Origin of the sequence: Klebsiella sp. w6 (genome assembly GCF_033100215.1) — a bacterium.
GTDB classification, from domain to species: domain Bacteria; phylum Pseudomonadota; class Gammaproteobacteria; order Enterobacterales; family Enterobacteriaceae; genus Klebsiella; species Klebsiella variicola.
Genome location: NZ_CP136907.1, coordinates 363774 through 378728 on the forward strand (window position 1 = coordinate 363774; position 14955 = coordinate 378728).

Here is a 14955-nt window from a genome sequence, read left to right on the forward strand (position 1 = left end):
ATGGAGAGTAAACGCCTCGATAATGCCGCGCTGGCGGCGGGCATCAGCCCCAGTTATATCAATGCGCACGGCAAGCCGCAGTCTATCGCGGCTGTCACCAAACAGCGCCTGCTGGATGCGATGCATCGCTCTACCGCCGCCACGAAAGTGGCGGTTAACCCGCTGCCGAACGTGAAAATTTTCACTCACGGCAAAAAAATGTCGCTGCCGGTGGCAGGACGCGGTGAGTATCAGTGGATCCTGACCACTGAGGACGGTAAGCAGTATCAAGGGAAAACCCGCGGCGGCGAGACGCTGCCGCTGCCGGCTAAACTGCCGGAGGGGTACCACTCCCTGACGCTCACCCAGGAGGGAGAGCGTTGGCACTGCCGGACCATCGTCGCGCCGGCGCGCTGCTACGAACCGCAGCCGCTGAAAGAGGGGAAAAAGCTGTGGGGCACCTGCGTGCAGCTTTATACCTTGCGCTCGGAGAAAAACTGGGGGATCGGCGATTTTGGCGATCTGCGGGCCATGTTGCCGGAAATCGCCCGCCGCGGCGGGTCGTTTATTGGCCTTAACCCGATACATGCTCTCTATCCGGCGAACCCGGAGAGCGCCAGTCCGTATAGCCCGTCTTCACGTCGCTGGCTGAACGTCATCTACATCGACGTTAATGCGGTTGAAGATTTCCAGCGTAGCGAAGAGGCGCAGGCGTGGTGGCTGTCCGCAGCGACCCAGCAGGCCTTGCAGGCGGCGCGGCAAACGGATGATGTCGACTATACCGCGGTCACCACGCTGAAAATGACCGCGCTGCGTATGGCGTGGAAACGATTCTCTCGTCGTGAAGACGAGCAGATGACGGCGTTCCGCGAGTTTGTTCTGCGCGAAGGGGAAAGCCTCTACTGGCAGGCCGCTTTCGATGCGCTTCACGCCTGGCAGGTACAACAGGACCCGCTGCGCTGGGGCTGGCCGGCCTGGCCGAAGGCCTTTCAGGATATCGACAGCCCGGAGGTGAAAGCCTTCTGCATTGAGCATGAGGACGACGTCAGTTTCTATCTCTGGCTGCAGTGGCTGGCCTGGAGCCAGTTTGCCGCCTGCTGGGAAACCAGCCAGCGCGACGGGATGCCGATTGGCCTCTACCGCGATCTGGCGGTGGGCGTCGCCGAAGGCGGGTCGGAGACCTGGTGCGACCGTGAGCTGTACTGCCTGAAAGCGTCCGTGGGCGCGCCGCCGGATATTCTGGGCCCGCTGGGCCAGAACTGGGGCCTGCCGCCGATGGATCCGCATATTATTGCCGCTCGCGCCTATGAGCCGTTTATCGACCTGCTGCGCGCCAATATGCAGAACTGCGGCGCGCTGCGCATCGATCACGTGATGTCGGTGCTGCGTTTGTGGTGGATCCCCTATGGTGAAACCGCCGACCATGGCGCTTACGTTCAGTATCCCGTCGACGATCTGCTGTCGCTTCTGGCGCTGGAAAGCCAGCGTCATCGCTGCATGGTGATCGGCGAAGACCTGGGCACGGTACCGGTGGAGATTGTCAGCAAGTTACGCAACAGCGGCGTCTATTCTTATAAGGTGCTCTATTTTGAGAGTGATGCAGAGAAAACGTTCCGCGCGCCGGCGCTGTACCCGGAGCAATCAATGGCTGTGGCGACGACGCACGACCTGCCCACCCTCCGCGGCTACTGGGAAAGCGGCGATCTGACGCTAGGTAAAGCGCTGGGGCTCTATCCTGATGAGGTGGTGCTGCGCGGGCTGTACCAGGACCGCGAGCTGGCGAAGCAAGGGCTGCTGGATGCGTTGCATAAGTACGGCTGTCTGCCCAAACGTGCCGGGCATAAGGCCTCTCTGATGAGCATGACCGGGATCCTCAACCGGGGGATGCAGCGTTACATTGCCGACAGTAACAGTGCGCTACTGGGCCTGCAGCCGGAAGACTGGCTGGAGATGGCGTCGCCGGTTAACATTCCGGGCACCAGCACTGAGTACCCGAACTGGCGCCGGAAGCTGTCCGTCACCCTGGAGCAGATGTTTGCCGATGAACAGGTCAATAAGCTGATTAAGGATCTGGATAAACGGCGCAAGGCGGCGAGCAAGAAAGCCGCCGCCAGATGACTTCCCGCCGCGTCGTTTGCTGCGCGGCGATGAGCATGTCCGATAAAAAAGGCCGGTCCGCATTATGCGGACCGGCCTTTTTCTGTGCGGGAGTCTCCTTACACCACCATCCCCAGCAGCAGACAGCCTACCAGGCCGCATACTGAGATAATGGTTTCCAGCACCGACCAGGACCTGATGGTCTCGCCGATGGTCAGGTTAAAGTACTCTTTGAACAGCCAGAAACCCGGATCGTTGACGTGAGAGAAGATAACGCTGCCGGAGCCAACGGCGATAACCATCAGTTCCGGGCTGACGCCGGTGGTGGCGATCAGCGGCGCGGCAATCCCGCCTGCGGTGATGGCGGCAACGGTCGCCGAACCCAGCGCGATACGCAGCACTGCGGCGATTGACCACGCCATAAACAGCGGAGACATGTTCGATTCGTGCATGATAGAGGCGATGTATTTATCCATGCCGCTATCCACCAGCACCTGTTTGAAGGCGCCGCCGCCGCCGATGATCAACAGCATCATCGCGATGATTTTAATAGAAGAAGTCAGGGTATCGTTGATCTGCTCCATGGAGCGGCCGCGGTTCAAACCGAAGGTGAACAGGGCGATCAGTACCGCAATCAGGGTGGCCATCACCGGGTCGCCGAAGAACTCAGCAATCGGCAGGAAGGCGTGGCCCTTCGGCAGGATCATCTCGGCCACGGCGCGCATCGCCATCAGGATCACCGGTACCAGCGAGGTCCAGACGCTGACGCCAAAGCCAGGCATCTCTTCTTCAGTGAATACTTTCGGGTTATGCAGGCCTTCCGGGATCGGCTTATCAATGCCTTTCAGGAAGCGCGCAAACACCGGCCCTGCCAGGATAACCGTCGGGATAGCCAGAATGGTGCCGTAGAGCAGCGTTTTGCCCATATCGGCATGGAAGATGGTGGCAATCGCGGTCGGACCCGGGTGCGGCGGCAGGAAGCCGTGGGTGACGGAGAGTGCAGCAGCCATCGGGACACCGACGTACAGCAGCGGGATGCGGGCCGAGGCGGCGATGGTAAATACCAGCGGCAGCATCAGCACGAAGCCCACTTCATAGAACAGCGCGAAGCCGACGGTGAAGCCGGTCAGCACAACCGCCCACTGAATATGCTTCTTACCGAACTTATTGATAAGGGTAGTGGCGATACGCTGGGCGCCGCCGCAGTCTGCCAGCAGTTTACCGAGCATAGCGCCGAAGCCCATGATCAGCGCGAGGCTGCCAAGGGTGCCGCCAACGCCGTTCTTGATAGAGACGATCACTTTATCCAGCGGCATACCCTGCATTAATCCGACGGCGAGCGCCACCAGAACCAGCGCAATGAAGCCGTTCATTTTGAAACGGATCATTAACAGCAATAACAGGGCAACCCCGATAGCAACGATGATTAATGGCATGATTTACCTGGCCTTAATTTGTTATGGGTAACGTCAAAGATTCAACCTGTAAGACATCTGCCCCATGTGGGAGCAAAATAGTCTGGCACCGTAAATACTTGCATTATCCTTACCCAGAGAAAGGATAGCTGGCTATTTTTTTGCCGGTGGTGCCTGAAGGGGATGATACGGGTAACATGTGAGGGTTGAGAATCACCTGACGGGGGAAAATGTTAAATATGAGACTTAAGTCATACTCTTTCCCCGGTTTTTGCCGGTCATTTAGCGGGAGATGTTGCGCGGTAACACAGAAAGGGCCAGGGAGGACCGGCGGCAGGGTGCCGCCGGAGGAAGGCTTAGTAGTAGGAGTGCTCGCCGCGCTGATGCTCGGTCAGATCGCGAACCCCTTTCAGCTCCGGAAACTCGTTCAGCAGCTGCTTTTCAATGCCTTCTTTCAGAGTCACGTCAACCATCGAACAGCCGTTGCATCCGCCGCCGAACTGCAGAATAGCCAGACCGTCGTCGGTGATCTCCATCAGCGACACGCGGCCGCCGTGGCCCGCCAGCTGCGGGTTAATCTGCGACTGCAGCAGGTACTCGACGCGCTCCATCAGCGGGGCATCGTCAGAGACTTTGCGCATCTTGGCGTTCGGCGCTTTCAGCGTCAGCTGCGAGCCAAGCTGGTCGGTGACGAAATCAATTTCAGCGTCTTCCAGATAGGGCGCGCTGAGCTCATCGACATAGGCGGTCAGCTGTTCAAATTTCAGCGCCGTGTCGGTGTCTTCCACCGCATCCGGTGGGCAGTAAGATACGCCGCACTCAGCGTTTGGGGTGCCGGGATTAATCACAAATACGCGAATTTGCGTCCCTTCTTCCTGATTTGCCAGCAGTTTGGCAAAGTGCGCTTGTGCAGCATCGGAAATACGGATCATAGCGTTGGCCTAATAGTTGACTATTTTACTGGGTTATAATACGCCCATCAGCGGGGGTCTACAAGGTACGGCACAAACACCATACCTGAACCGTCGCGGCGCCGTTTCGCAAAAGCAGGCGGGATATCTCGGCGACGGTGCTGCCGGTCGTGACGACATCATCCACGATAGCGATATGGAGTCCCTCCACGGCAAATTCAAGCTGAAAGGCATTTTTCAGGTTCTGCCTGCGCTGGCGGGCATTGAGCGAATGTTGGACGGCGCCGGCTCGCTGGCGCGTCAGGCCTTCCCGATGCCAGACGCAACCTCGCCAGCGGGCTAACGGTCGGCACAGTTCGTCACACTGATTATAACCCCGGCGCCAGCGGCGGCGATGCCACAGCGGTACGCCGATCATACCGTCCACCGGCGGCAAATCGTCACACTGCAGAAGACGCAGCAGCAGCAGGCGCGCGAGGGCGGGCCCCAGCTCCGGACGATGGTGAAACTTCAACTGCTGGACCAGACCGCTCAGCGGCGGGCGATAGTCATTGACTGCCACCAGCCAATGCCAGGGAGGTGGTTTTTGCAGGCAGCGGCCGCAGGGGTGATGGGATGTCGCCGCCGGCAGGCCACACTGCGGGCAGAGCGGGGGGCAGGCGAGCAGGGCGCGGCTGCAGCGGGAGCAGATCCCCCAGCAGGCGACCGCCAGCGGCATTTGGCATAGCCAGCATAAGCTGTGTGCTGTTAGCATATTTGGCCTTCTGTCCAGTAAAAAAGAGAACGGTAACGGATGAACGACATCTGGTGGCAAACAATCGGCGAAGGTGATTGTCATCTTGTGCTGCTGCACGGCTGGGGGCTGAACGCTCAGGTATGGGATTGCATCACGCCGCAGCTGGCTTCGCATTTTACCCTCCACCTGGTGGACCTGCCGGGCTATGGCCGCAGCGGCGGATATGGGGCGATGTCGCTCGAGGCGATGGCGCAGCGGGTGCTGGAGCAGGCTCCTCCTCAGGCGGTGTGGCTGGGCTGGAGCCTGGGCGGGCTGGTGGCAAGCCAGGTGGCGATGATGCACCCGGAACGCGTGCAGGCGCTGGTGACGGTTGCCTCTTCCCCCTGTTTCGCGGCTTGTGACGACTGGCCCGGCATCAAGCCCGAGGTGCTGGCCGGGTTTCAGCAGCAGCTGAGCGACGATTTCCAGCGCACCGTCGAGCGATTCCTCGCCCTGCAAACCATGGGCACAGAGAGCGCGCGTCAGGATGCGCGGGCGTTAAAGCAGGCGGTGCTCTCGCTGCCGATGCCTTCTGCCGAGGCGCTGAACGGCGGACTGGAGATCCTCAGAACCGTCGATCTGCGCCAGGCGCTGGTTGGGTTGCCGATACCGTTTCTGCGGCTGTATGGCCGGCTGGACGGACTGGTGCCGCGCAAGATTGTCCCGCTGCTGGATGAGCTGTGGCCGGAAAGCGAGTCAATCCTCTTCGATAAGGCGGCGCATGCGCCGTTTGTTTCCCATCCCGCGGCCTTCTGCGAGCCGCTGCTGGCGTTGAAAACGCAGCTGGGGTAATTTTTTTTGCCACGCCATGGTAAATGGGCCATTCCTAGCAATACTTAGGTTGTTACGGTGGTTGATTATTTCATTCCGCCACCGTGACCTACAATAACAACCTTATGGAGAGTAGAGGCTATGAAACTTGTTACAGGAATGGTTGCATCTCTGGTGATTGGCACCCTGTCTTTTGGCGCATTTGCCGCGAAAGAGATCCAAAAAGAAGACGTGGCGAAGATGAATTTGACCAAGGTCGGCAGCATCACGACCTCCAGGACGACGTCACCGATGGACGCCCGACGCGATCTGTCTAAAAAAGCCGATGAGCTGGGTGGGAAATACTTTGTGGTGATTGCCGGGCAGAAAAACGAAAAAACCGTACACGCTAACGCTGACGTTTATAAATAATCCAGTCATAAAAAACGGGCCTGTTGGCCCGTTTTTCACTGCTTTCTTACTCGTTTTACCCGTTGCACGACCAGGCCTGACTCCTTTCATCGCAGCGCCCACCACTCCTGCTGGCACGCCGCTTTCCCTTCAGGACAGCTTTTACAGCTGCCTGAGAGACAGCCCTCGCTCGTTTCGCTGATCCGTACCACCTTACCCATGGCTTCCATCCGTTCCAGCATCGCGTCAATCAGCGGCTGAGGCGTCCGCAGGCGGGCGCTGAGCTGTTTCGCCTCCATGCGGCCCTGCAGGGCCAGCATATCGCGGACTTCCATTAACGACGCCACAGACCCTCCTTAGTGGCAATCGCCAGCCGGGCTGGAACAGCAGGAGGCCGGCGTTTTTCGGGTGGCCAGCAGCGAGACGTCCACCCGGCTGCGCGCCCGGCGCAGCAGGCCGAAGAGCACCACGTTGAACAACACCACTGCCAGGATACACACCAGGCTGTAGCGCGGATGGTCGCTAAAGCTGACGGTCTGGTAATAGAGCGTCGAGAGCGAATAGGCGATATTCAGCCCCCACAGGATGGAGAAGGTCATCCAGCCGCGGCTCGATTCGCGGGCGATGGCGCCCATCACCGAGATGCAGGGGATATAGAGCAGAACGAAGATCAGGTAGCTGTATGCCGCCGCCGCGCTGCCAAATTTACTGCCCATCACGCCCATGGCGCCGGTGGCCATCTCGCCATCGCCTTTGCTGGCTTCGATGGGGTTGGCCAGGACGCTGAGGCTGAAGGTGTCTTTCAGTCCCTGCCATGTTTCGTCGACGGCGGCGAGCAGTTCTTCGCCGAGGCTGAAGGTCTGCGGATTGAATTCCTCATTCTGGATATCTTCGGCGGTATAGAGGGTGTTCAGCGTACCGACCACCACCTCCTTCGCCATCGCGCCGGTAAACAGGCCGACGGTGGCCTGCCAGTTATCTTCATGCACGCCGATCGGTTTAAACACCGGCGTAATGACCCGGCTCACCGAGGCCAGCGCGGAGTCGTTGATGTTGTCGACGACCTTACCGCTCAGCGAGAAGCTGTTCAGCGCGCTGAGGAAGATGCTGACAATGACGATCACCTTCCCGGCGCGCAGCACAAAGCCTTTCAGGCGCTGCCAGGTCTGGATAATCAGGCTCTTGATGTGCGGGACGTGGTACACCGGCAGCTCCATCACGAACGGCGAGGCTTCGCCACGCATAATGGTGTGCTTCAGCATCAGGCCGGTGAGAATGGCCATCACAATGCCCAGCACGTAGAGCGAGAAGACCGCCAGCGCACCGTTCTGACCAAAGAACGCGGCCGCGAAGACGGCGAAGATCGCCAGCCGCGCGCCGCAGGACATAAACGGCGCCATCATAATGGTCATCAGACGCTCGCGCGGTGCGTCAAGGGTGCGGGCGCCCATCACCGACGGCACGTTGCAGCCGAAACCGACAATCAACGGGACAAAGGATTTCCCCGGCAGGCCGAGGGCTTGCATCAGGCGGTCCATGACAAAGGCGGCGCGCGCCATGTAGCCGGAGTCCTCGAGGAAGGAGAGGAACAGATACATCATGCCGATCTGCGGCACCAGCGGCAGTACGGTGTTGATACCGCCGCCGATCCCCTGGGCGAGGAACACGGTCAGCCAGTCCGGGAAGTGCAGGGTGTAGCCCAGCCATTGAATACCGTGAATAAAGACCGCGACCGAACCGGCATCAAAAATCGGCTGCAGCGCGCCGCCGATGTTTATCGCCAGCAGGAACATCAGGTACATGACAAAGAGAAAAATCGGCAACCCGAGGAAGCGGTTGAGGATCACTTTGTCCATCGCCGCGGTGAAGCGGCTCGGCTCGGCGGTCAGGGTGTTGCTGACGGCGTCGCAAATGGCGGCGATGGTCTGATAGCGTGCGTCTGCGATATGCAACGCCGGGTCGTCGATCTCGTCGCTGAGATTCGCCAGAGCAATATCCAGTTTATCGGCGGCGTCGCCGGCATAGGCCCGGCTGTAGATATCGCCCTCCAGCATCTGCAGACCCAGCCAGCGCCGCTGCCGGGTCGGGATCTGCGCTGACATCTGCTGCGCCAGCAGGTCAGCTTCGCGCAGCAGCGGCTGCGGATAGTGAACCAGCTCAATATCGCTGTTCGCCTGATGACGGTCGAGGGCAATCTTCAGCGCTTCGATTCCGCGTCCGCGGGTTGAGACCAGCGGAATGACCGGGCAGCCGAGACGGGCGGCGAGGGCGTCGATATCGATACGCACCTGCTGCTTTTCGGCGATATCCAGCATGTTCAGCGCGACGACGCAGGGGATCCCCAGCTCGAGCAGCTGCAGCGTCAGATAGAGGTTTCGCTCAAGGTTGGAGGCATCAACCACGTTAATCAGCATGTCGGCATCGCCGCTCAGGATGTAGTGGCAGGCAATCTGCTCGTCCAGCGAGGTCTGCGAAGAGATGGTGGTCAGGGAGTAGGTTCCCGGCAGGTCGACCAGCGTGACCTGATGGTCAGTGGTGGCGAAAACGCCCTCTTTACGCTCAACGGTGACCCCGGCCCAGTTGCCTACGCGCTGGCGGGCGCCAGTCAGCTGATTAAATAAGGTGGTCTTGCCAGAATTAGGATTACCAATTAAACCAACGGTTAATTTTTTCATATTTCAGACTCTTGTGCCGGGCCAGCCGTTATTGTGCAACCGCTTCCAGTTCGATTAAGGCGAGATCTTTTTTGCGTAATACCAGACTGACGCGTCGGGTTTCAATATGAACAGGATCGCCAAGCGGCGCTACGCGAACCACATGAAAAGAGGAACCGGGCAGCATGCCGAGGGAGAGTAATTTCTGACGGTATGCTGGGCTAATATCGCGGGAGAATCCGGTAATTTTCCACGCACTATCAGGTGTGAATTGCATAGGGCCTACTTGTCTATCGCTAACCGAAGAAGAATTTTCCGGACGCCTGGAGGCAGCTGCGCCGGGGACCGTAGCCAACGAAAAAGGAAAAAACGTTCTGAAAGTGATGATAATGAGAATGGTTTTTATCATCAATACATATGATGCGCTTCGCGCTATTTTTATAGCGAAAATCACCTTTTTATTGATATGCCGCAAAATCCAGTCGGTGATCAAATAGGCGCAAAATATTATTTCGGCGATCTAATGTTTAATTAAGGTTTCTTAAGTTAACGAAATGAAAATAATAATTTCGCGACCTTTCCTTAACGGAATTAATGCAGGTTATCAGAAATGACTGAACCCGTTTTGCGCGTAATGGCGGCCGTATCGCCAGGGGATGAAAAATGAAAACTGCCCCTGAAAAGGGGCAGGGAGAGATTAGCGTTTTTTACCCATCGCCGCAGCGAGGGCATCCATCATTGCGCTGTTACCGGCAGGCTGTGCCTCGCGACCGCGGGGTTTGGCGGCCTTCGCGGCCGGGCGGTTACCCTGGGGGCGATCCTGACCGCCGCCGCGGCGGGCGTTGCTGTCGCCTGGCTGCTCGTCGAGACGCATGGTCAGGGCGATACGTTTACGCGGCAGATCGACTTCCATGACTTTGACCTTCACGATGTCGCCCGCTTTCACCACGGTGTGCGGATCTTCAACAAACCGGTCAGAAAGCGACGAAATGTGTACCAGTCCATCCTGATGGACGCCGATATCGACAAACGCGCCGAAATTGGTGACGTTGGTGACGGCGCCTTCCAGGATCATCCCCGGCAGTAGATCGCTCATGGTCTCTACGCCGTCGGCGAACTTCGCCGTCTTAAACTCCGGACGCGGATCGCGGCCCGGTTTTTCCAGCTCTTTGATAATGTCGGTGACGGTCGGAACGCCGAACTTCTCATCGGTGAAATCCACGGCCTTCAGATGACGCAGTTCGCTGCTGTTGCCCATCAGATCTTTCAGCGCCTGTTGGGTGGCGGCCAGAATGCGCTCGACCACCGGATAGGCTTCCGGGTGCACGGTGGAGGCATCCAGCGGGTTGTCGCCATGGTTGATACGCAGGAAGCCGGCGCACTGTTCAAAGGCTTTCGGCCCCAGACGGCTGACCTTCAGCAACTGCTGGCGATTCTGGAACTGGCCGTTCTCGTCGCGCCAGGCAACGATGTTCTGCGCCATCATGCGGGTCAGGCCGGCGACGCGGGTCAGCAGCGGAACGGAGGCGGTATTCAGGTCAACGCCGACGGCGTTCACGCAGTCTTCCACCACTGCGTCCAGCTTACGCGCCAGTTGGGTCTGGCTGACATCGTGCTGATACTGGCCGACGCCAATCGATTTCGGGTCGATTTTCACCAGCTCGGCCAGGGGATCCTGCAGACGGCGGGCGATGGAGACCGCGCCGCGCAGCGACACGTCGAGGTCCGGGAACTCCTGGGCCGCCAGCTCGGAGGCGGAGTAAACGGAAGCCCCGGCTTCGCTGACGATCACCTTCTGGGCGGTGACTTTCGGGAACTGCTTCTGCACGTCGAGGAAGAAACGCTCGGTTTCACGCGAGGCGGTACCATTGCCGATGGCCACCAGCTCAACATTGTACTTTTCACACAGCGCGGCGACGACGACGGCCGCTTTGGCGGCCTGGCCGGTATGGGGATAGATGGTATCGGTGGCGACCAGTTTACCGGTGGCGTCGACGACGGCCACTTTCACCCCGGTGCGCAGGCCCGGATCGAGTCCCATGGTGGCGCGCAGCCCGGCGGGCGCGGCCATCAGGAGGTCGTGCAGGTTACGGGCGAAGACGTTGATGGCTTCGTCCTCCGCGCGCTCGCGCACGGTGCCCATCAGCTCGGTTTCGAGGTGCATCAGCACTTTGATACGCCAGGTCCAGCTGACGACACCTTTACGCCAACTGTCCGCCGGGGCGTTATTCAGGCGCAGGCCAAGGTGGTCGATAATAATTTGCTCGCCGTGGCTCTCTTTCGGCGGCTCGTCAAACTGCGGATCGGCGTTTAAAGAGAGCTGCAGCACGCCTTCGTTGCGACCGCGGAACATCGCCAGCGCGCGATGCGACGGCACGGTGGCGATCGGTTCATGGTGATCGAAGTAGTCGCGGAATTTGGCGCCTTCCTCTTCTTTGCCGCTGACGACGGTGGAGACCAGGTGGGCGTTTTTCCACAGATAGTCACGGACCTTCGCCAGCAGCGCGGCGTCTTCGGCAAACCGCTCCATCAGAATATAGCGCGCGCCGTCCAGGGCCGCTTTGCTGTCGGCGATGCCGTTGTCAGCGTTAATATATTTTGCGGCTTCCGCTTCCGGATCGTGGGCCGGTTCGTTCCACAGCAGGTCAGCCAGCGGCTCCAGCCCGGCTTCGATGGCGATCTGCCCGCGGGTACGGCGCTTCGGCTTGTACGGCAGGTAGAGGTCTTCCAGTTCGGTTTTGCTCAGCGTGGAGGTGATGGCTTTTTCCAGCGCGTCGGTCAGTTTGCCCTGTTCAGCGATGGATTTGAGGATCGCCTGACGACGGTCTTCCAGTTCGCGCAGATAGCCAAGGCGGGTTTCCAGATTACGCAGCTGCGTGTCATCCAGACCGCCGGTGACTTCTTTACGATAACGTGCAATAAACGGCACGGTGTTCCCTTCATCAAGCAGGCGAACGGCAGCTTCTACCTGTTCGGCTCTGGCCTGAAGTTCACCCGCAATAATGCGGCAGAGCGAATCATTCATCATGGCTTTTAATTCATCTTTAGGGTCAAAAATCAGGGACTAGTTATACGGACTGACGGCTGAAAATGCCAGTCGCGCCCGGTGTCTCTCGGAAAGTTCTTGTCTATTTTACGTATTCGATCTCGTTGACATACCAGCTGGCTTCGCCCGCCGGCGTGTTAACGATAGCCAGATCGCCGACCTCTTTTTTCAATAAGGCGCGCGCCATTGGCGAGTCGATGGAGATGTAGTCTTTGCGGCCAAAAATCTCATCGTAGCCGACGATGCGAAAGCGTTTGGTGTCACCCTCGTCGTTTTCGATCTCTACCCAGGCGCCGAAGAAGACTTTGCCTTCCTGCTGCGGGGAATAATCGACGATCTTTAACTGTTCCAGACATTTGGTCAGATAGCGGACCCGGCGATCGATCTCCCGCAGGCGCTTTTTGTTGTACTGGTAGTCCGCGTTCTCGCTGCGGTCGCCAAGGCTGGCGGCCCAGGTGACCTTTTTGGTCACTTCCGGGCGCTCCTGGCGCCACAGGTAGTCCATTTCCTGCTTCAGTTTTTCATATCCCTCGCGGGTGATCAGCGGCGTTTTCATCGTGAGTTCAACCTTCTGACAGTCTGTCGTTGCGCACAATTTGTAGCGCGTAATAATACCGACAGGATAAATACTGTGTCTTATGATTAAATGTATACTTAACCTGCTGTTAAATATGCTTTGTAACAATTTAGCCTGGAATATATACCAGATTTAGCTGGTGAGCGCGCCGGGCTTTTTTGAGAATACGCACTGACTATTGCAGTGAACCTTTGGGAGTACAAACAATGCAAGAGAATTATAAGATTCTGGTTGTGGATGACGACATGCGCCTGCGTGCGCTGCTCGAACGTTATCTGACCGAGCAGGGCTTCCAGGTTCGTAGCGTGGCGAACGCCGAACAGATGGATCGTCTGTTAACCCGTGAATCCTTCCACCTGATGGTGCTGGATCTGATGCTGCCTGGGGAAGATGGTCTCTCGATTTGCCGTCGTCTGCGCAGTCAGAGCAACCCGATGCCGATCATTATGGTGACGGCGAAAGGTGAAGAGGTTGACCGGATCGTTGGCCTGGAAATCGGGGCTGACGACTACATTCCGAAGCCGTTTAACCCGCGTGAACTGCTGGCCCGTATTCGGGCGGTGCTGCGTCGTCAGGCGAATGAACTGCCGGGCGCGCCATCGCAGGAAGAGGCGGTTATCGCCTTTGGTAAATTCAAACTGAACCTGGGCACCCGCGAGATGTTCCGTGAAGACGAGCCGATGCCGTTGACCAGCGGCGAATTTGCGGTCCTGAAGGCGCTGGTGAGTCATCCTCGCGAACCGCTGTCGCGCGATAAGCTGATGAACCTCGCCCGCGGGCGCGAATATTCTGCGATGGAGCGCTCCATCGACGTTCAGATCTCCCGCCTGCGCCGCATGGTGGAAGAGGACCCGGCGCATCCGCGCTATATCCAGACCGTCTGGGGTCTGGGCTACGTCTTCGTCCCGGACGGCTCTAAGGCATGAAACGCGTGCGCTTTTCGCCGCGCAGCTCCTTTGCTCGCACGCTGCTTCTGATCGTCACCTTGCTGTTCGTCAGCCTGGTGACGACCTATCTGGTGGTACTGAATTTCGCGATCCTGCCGAGTCTCCAGCAGTTTAATAAAGTATTGGCCTACGAAGTCCGTATGCTGATGACCGACAAACTGCAGCTGGAGGATGGCACCCAGCTGGTGGTGCCCCCGGCGTTTCGTCGTGAAATTTATCGTGAGCTGGGGATTTCGCTCTATTCCAATGAAGCGGCGGAAGACGCAGGGCTGCGCTGGGCGCAGCATTATGAATTCTTAAGCCAGCAGATGGCGCATCAGCTCGGCGGCCCCACTGAGGTGCGGGTGGAGGTCAATAAAAGCTCCCCCGTGGTGTGGCTGAAGACCTGGCTGTCGCCCAATATCTGGGTGCGGGTACCGCTGACCGAGATCCATCAGGGCGACTTCTCGCCGCTGTTCCGCTATACCCTGGCGATCATGCTGTTGGCGATAGGCGGCGCCTGGCTGTTTATCCGTATTCAGAACCGTCCGCTGGTAGATCTCGAACACGCGGCGCTGCAGGTCGGGCGCGGTATTATCCCGCCGCCGCTGCGAGAGTACGGCGCCTCTGAGGTGCGTTCGGTGACCCGCGCCTTTAACCATATGGCCGCGGGCGTGAAGCAGCTGGCTGACGACCGTACGTTGCTGATGGCCGGGGTCAGCCACGATTTACGTACTCCGCTGACGCGCATTCGTCTGGCCACCGAGATGATGGGCGAGCAGGACGGGTATCTCGCGGAGTCGATTAACAAAGATATCGAAGAGTGCAACGCCATCATCGAGCAGTTTATCGATTATCTGCGCACCGGGCAGGAGATGCCGATGGAGCTGGCGGACCTCAATGCGGTGCTGGGGGAAGTGATCGCCGCAGAGAGCGGCTATGAACGTGAGATCGCCACTGCCCTGCAGGCCGGTGAAATCCCGGTACGCATGCATCCCCTGTCTATCAAGCGTGCGCTGGCGAATATGGTGGTGAATGCGGCCCGCTACGGCAATGGCTGGATCAAGGTCAGCAGCGGCAGCGAAGCGAGTCGGGCCTGGTTCCAGGTGGAAGATGACGGGCCGGGGATCAAACCTGAGCAGCGCGAACATCTGTTCCAGCCGTTTGTACGCGGCGATAGCGCCCGCAGTACCAGCGGCACCGGGCTGGGGCTGGCGATTGTTCAGCGTATTATCGACAATCACAACGGCCGGCTGGAGATTGGCTCCAGCGAACGCGGCGGATTACTGATCCGCGCCTGGCTACCGGTGCACCGGATGCTGGCGCCGATGAAATCCGCCAAAGAGAGCTGAGTGCGGCCGAGGTTGGCCGATCAGGACGTTGCACAACAAAAAGCCGGGCAAGCCCGGCTTTT

General features: G+C 58.8%; 13 protein-coding genes. 5 read left to right on the plus strand and 8 right to left on the minus strand.

Annotated features, from left to right (window positions below; all coding sequences use genetic code 11):
• Complete coding sequence (malQ, locus tag R0140_RS01655) at nucleotides 1-2097, plus strand: 4-alpha-glucanotransferase (protein WP_032740275.1); 2097 nt, start codon at nucleotides 1-3, stop codon at nucleotides 2095-2097.
• 98 nt (nucleotides 2098-2195) lie between these two features.
• On the opposite strand, the gene gntT is transcribed toward malQ, so the two are convergent.
• From gntT to gntX, 3 genes are all read right to left on the minus strand, one after another.
• Nucleotides 2196-3512 (minus strand): gluconate transporter, encoded by a 1317-nt coding sequence (gntT, locus tag R0140_RS01660; RefSeq protein WP_008806999.1) that lies wholly within the window; start codon nucleotides 3510-3512, stop codon nucleotides 2196-2198.
• Nucleotides 3513-3847: 335 nt separating this feature from the next.
• Complete coding sequence (gene nfuA, locus R0140_RS01665; protein ID WP_002920540.1) at nucleotides 3848-4423, minus strand: Fe-S biogenesis protein NfuA; 576 nt, start codon at nucleotides 4421-4423, stop codon at nucleotides 3848-3850.
• A 58-nt stretch (nucleotides 4424-4481) separates the two neighbouring features.
• Complete coding sequence (gene gntX / locus R0140_RS01670; protein WP_032731349.1) at nucleotides 4482-5156, minus strand: DNA utilization protein GntX; 675 nt, start codon at nucleotides 5154-5156, stop codon at nucleotides 4482-4484.
• 39 nt (nucleotides 5157-5195) lie between these two features.
• Between gntX and bioH the strand changes: the two genes are divergently transcribed.
• Entirely contained in the window at nucleotides 5196-5969 is a 774-nt protein-coding gene (gene bioH / locus R0140_RS01675; protein WP_012540403.1) for a pimeloyl-ACP methyl ester esterase BioH, read from the plus strand.
• Between the two features lie 120 nt (nucleotides 5970-6089).
• Nucleotides 6090-6359, plus strand: coding sequence for a YdgH/BhsA/McbA-like domain containing protein (locus R0140_RS01680; protein ID WP_002920510.1), 270 nt, complete (start codon nucleotides 6090-6092; stop codon nucleotides 6357-6359).
• 86 nt (nucleotides 6360-6445) lie between these two features.
• Here the strand turns inward: R0140_RS01680 and feoC are convergent, their stop codons facing one another.
• The 5 genes from feoC to greB all read right to left on the minus strand — a co-directional run bounded on the left by feoC (nucleotide 6446) and on the right by greB (nucleotide 12594).
• On the minus strand, nucleotides 6446-6685 hold the full coding sequence (gene feoC, locus R0140_RS01685; protein ID WP_004202151.1) for a [Fe-S]-dependent transcriptional repressor FeoC: 240 nt from the start codon (nucleotides 6683-6685) through the stop codon (nucleotides 6446-6448).
• A 9-nt stretch (nucleotides 6686-6694) separates the two neighbouring features.
• Complete coding sequence (gene feoB, locus R0140_RS01690) at nucleotides 6695-9013, minus strand: Fe(2+) transporter permease subunit FeoB (RefSeq protein WP_008807002.1); 2319 nt, start codon at nucleotides 9011-9013, stop codon at nucleotides 6695-6697.
• 28 nt (nucleotides 9014-9041) lie between these two features.
• Complete coding sequence (gene feoA / locus R0140_RS01695; RefSeq protein ID WP_002920506.1) at nucleotides 9042-9269, minus strand: ferrous iron transporter A; 228 nt, start codon at nucleotides 9267-9269, stop codon at nucleotides 9042-9044.
• Nucleotides 9270-9689: 420 nt separating this feature from the next.
• Nucleotides 9690-12020 (minus strand): Tex family protein, encoded by a 2331-nt coding sequence (locus tag R0140_RS01700; protein WP_008807003.1) that lies wholly within the window; start codon nucleotides 12018-12020, stop codon nucleotides 9690-9692.
• A gap of 100 nt (nucleotides 12021-12120) precedes the next feature.
• A complete protein-coding gene (greB, locus tag R0140_RS01705; protein ID WP_008807004.1) occupies nucleotides 12121-12594 on the minus strand; it encodes a transcription elongation factor GreB in 474 nt (157 codons plus the stop codon).
• Nucleotides 12595-12821: 227 nt separating this feature from the next.
• Between greB and ompR the strand changes: the two genes are divergently transcribed.
• Both ompR and envZ read left to right on the plus strand, forming a co-directional pair.
• Nucleotides 12822-13541: an osmolarity response regulator transcription factor OmpR gene (ompR, locus tag R0140_RS01710; RefSeq protein ID WP_001157751.1), complete on the plus strand. Its 720-nt coding sequence runs from the start codon at nucleotides 12822-12824 to the stop codon at nucleotides 13539-13541.
• Complete coding sequence (envZ, locus tag R0140_RS01715; protein ID WP_049139638.1) at nucleotides 13538-14893, plus strand: two-component system sensor histidine kinase EnvZ; 1356 nt, start codon at nucleotides 13538-13540, stop codon at nucleotides 14891-14893. Before ompR ends, envZ begins: the two co-directional genes overlap by 4 nt.
• Nucleotides 14894-14955: the final 62 nt, after the last annotated feature.